Origin of the sequence: Promicromonospora citrea, assembly GCF_013004695.1 — a bacterium.
In the GTDB taxonomy this organism is placed as follows: Bacteria; Actinomycetota; Actinomycetes; order Actinomycetales; family Cellulomonadaceae; genus Promicromonospora; species Promicromonospora citrea.
The window spans coordinates 1-1,682 of sequence record NZ_JABEMG010000271.1; the positions used below are offsets into that span (position 1 = coordinate 1).

At 79.1% G+C, this 1,682-nt stretch carries 2 protein-coding genes; one reads left to right on the forward strand and one right to left on the reverse strand.

Annotation, left to right across the window (positions count from 1 at the left end):
* Positions 1–198, reverse strand: a 198-nt coding sequence (locus HLB15_RS23515) for a hypothetical protein (RefSeq protein ID WP_171109173.1), incomplete at its 3' end; no start/stop codon positions are given.
* 70 nt (positions 199–268) lie between these two features.
* Between HLB15_RS23515 and chrA the strand changes: the two genes are divergently transcribed.
* On the forward strand, positions 269–1,522 hold the full coding sequence (gene chrA, locus HLB15_RS23520) for a chromate efflux transporter (RefSeq protein ID WP_229785555.1): 1,254 nt from the start codon (positions 269–271) through the stop codon (positions 1,520–1,522).
* Positions 1,523–1,682: the final 160 nt, after the last annotated feature.

Genomic DNA, 1,682 nt, shown 5'->3' on the forward strand with positions numbered 1-1,682 from the left:
GGTCGCCCGGGCCAGCGCGCCCTCGGCGTCCGCCCGCGCGGCACGGGCGGACGCGAGCGCCGACCGGAGCACGTCGAGCCGCTCGGTGAGGCGGCGGTGCTCGGCGACCGCCCCGGCGGCCGCGTCGAGCTGCGCGCCCAGCTCGGTGTCGAGGCTCGGCGTGGGCGACCGCTCGCCCGGTCGCGCGTCCTGTGCCATGGCGGTCAGGGTAGGCGGTCAGCGGTCGCGGCGACAGGAAAGGGGCAGGCGGGGGCGCTACCGTCCTCGGGTGAGCTCCCACCCCGGCCAAGGCGCCGGCACCCGCGGCACCGGGACGGCCCGCGAGGTGTTCGCGACCTTCCTGCGGCTCGGGCTGACGTCCTTCGGCGGGCCCGTGGCGCACCTCGGGTACTTCCGCGACGCGTTCGTCGTCCGCCGGCGCTGGCTCGGTGAGGCCGCGTACGCCGACCTCGTGGCGCTGTGCCAGTTCCTGCCCGGCCCCGCCTCCAGCCAGGTCGGCATGGCGATCGGGCTGCGCCGCGCGGGCGTGCGGGGCCTGCTCGCGGCCTGGGCCGGGTTCACGCTGCCGTCGGCGGTGCTCCTGGTGGCCTTCGCCTATGGTGTGCTCGCCGTAGGCCCGACGGCGGGCGCCGGCTGGCTCGCGGGGCTCGAGGCCGCGGCGGTGGCCGTCGTCGCGCAGGCGGTGCTCGGGATGGCGCGCACCCTCACGCCGGACCTGCGCCGCGCGGTCCTCGGGGCGCTCGCCGCCGCGGCGACCCTGCTCGCGCCCCTGGCCGGTTTGCCCGTCGCGCTCGCGCAGGTGGGCGTGATCGTCCTGGCGGGGGCGGCCGGGCTCCTCTGGCTCCGGCGGCACGACGGGGCGCGGGACGCGGGAGCGGCCGACCCGTTCCCCGTGCCGGTGGGTCGCCGCGCCGCGGTCGCCTGCCTGATGGTGTTCGCGGCGCTCCTGGTCGCGCTGCCGCTGCTCGCCGCGGTCACGGGCGACGGCACGGCCCGGCTCGCCGACCTCTTCTACCGGGCCGGTTCGCTCGTGTTCGGCGGCGGGCACGTCGTCCTGCCGCTGCTGCAGGCCGAGACCGTGCCGACGCGCCTCGTCGCGGACGACCAGTTCCTCGCCGGGTACGGCGCCGCGCAGGCGGTGCCGGGTCCGCTGTTCACCCTCGCCGCCTACCTGGGCGCCGTCACGACGTCGGGCCCGACCGGTGTCGTGGGGGCCGCCGTCGCGCTCGTGGCCGTCTTCCTGCCCTCGGGGCTGCTGGTCGTGGGCGCCCTGCCGTTCTGGGAGCGCCTGCGGCGCGCGCCGGGTGCCCGGCGTGCCCTGGCCGGGGTGAACGCCGGTGTCGTGGGGCTGCTGGCCGCGGCGCTGTACGACCCGGTGCTCACCCAGGGGGTGCTGGGCGCGCGTGAGCCGCTGCTCGCGCTGGCGGTCGCTGCCGCGGCGTTCGTGGCGCTCGTGCGGTGGGCGGCGCCGCCGTGGGCCGTCGTCCTGGCCGCCGGGCTGCTCGGGTGGTGGGTGCTCTAGCCGGCCGACCGGCCCAGGTCCTCCCAGCGCCGCCACCGGTCGATGCGCTCCTGGGTGATCGGCAGCACGGCGTCGGCCGCGAGGTCCCCCACGAGGATGCGCCGGGGCGGCTCGGCGGCGTCGGCGACGGCGAGCACCACACGCGCGACCCCGGCGGGCG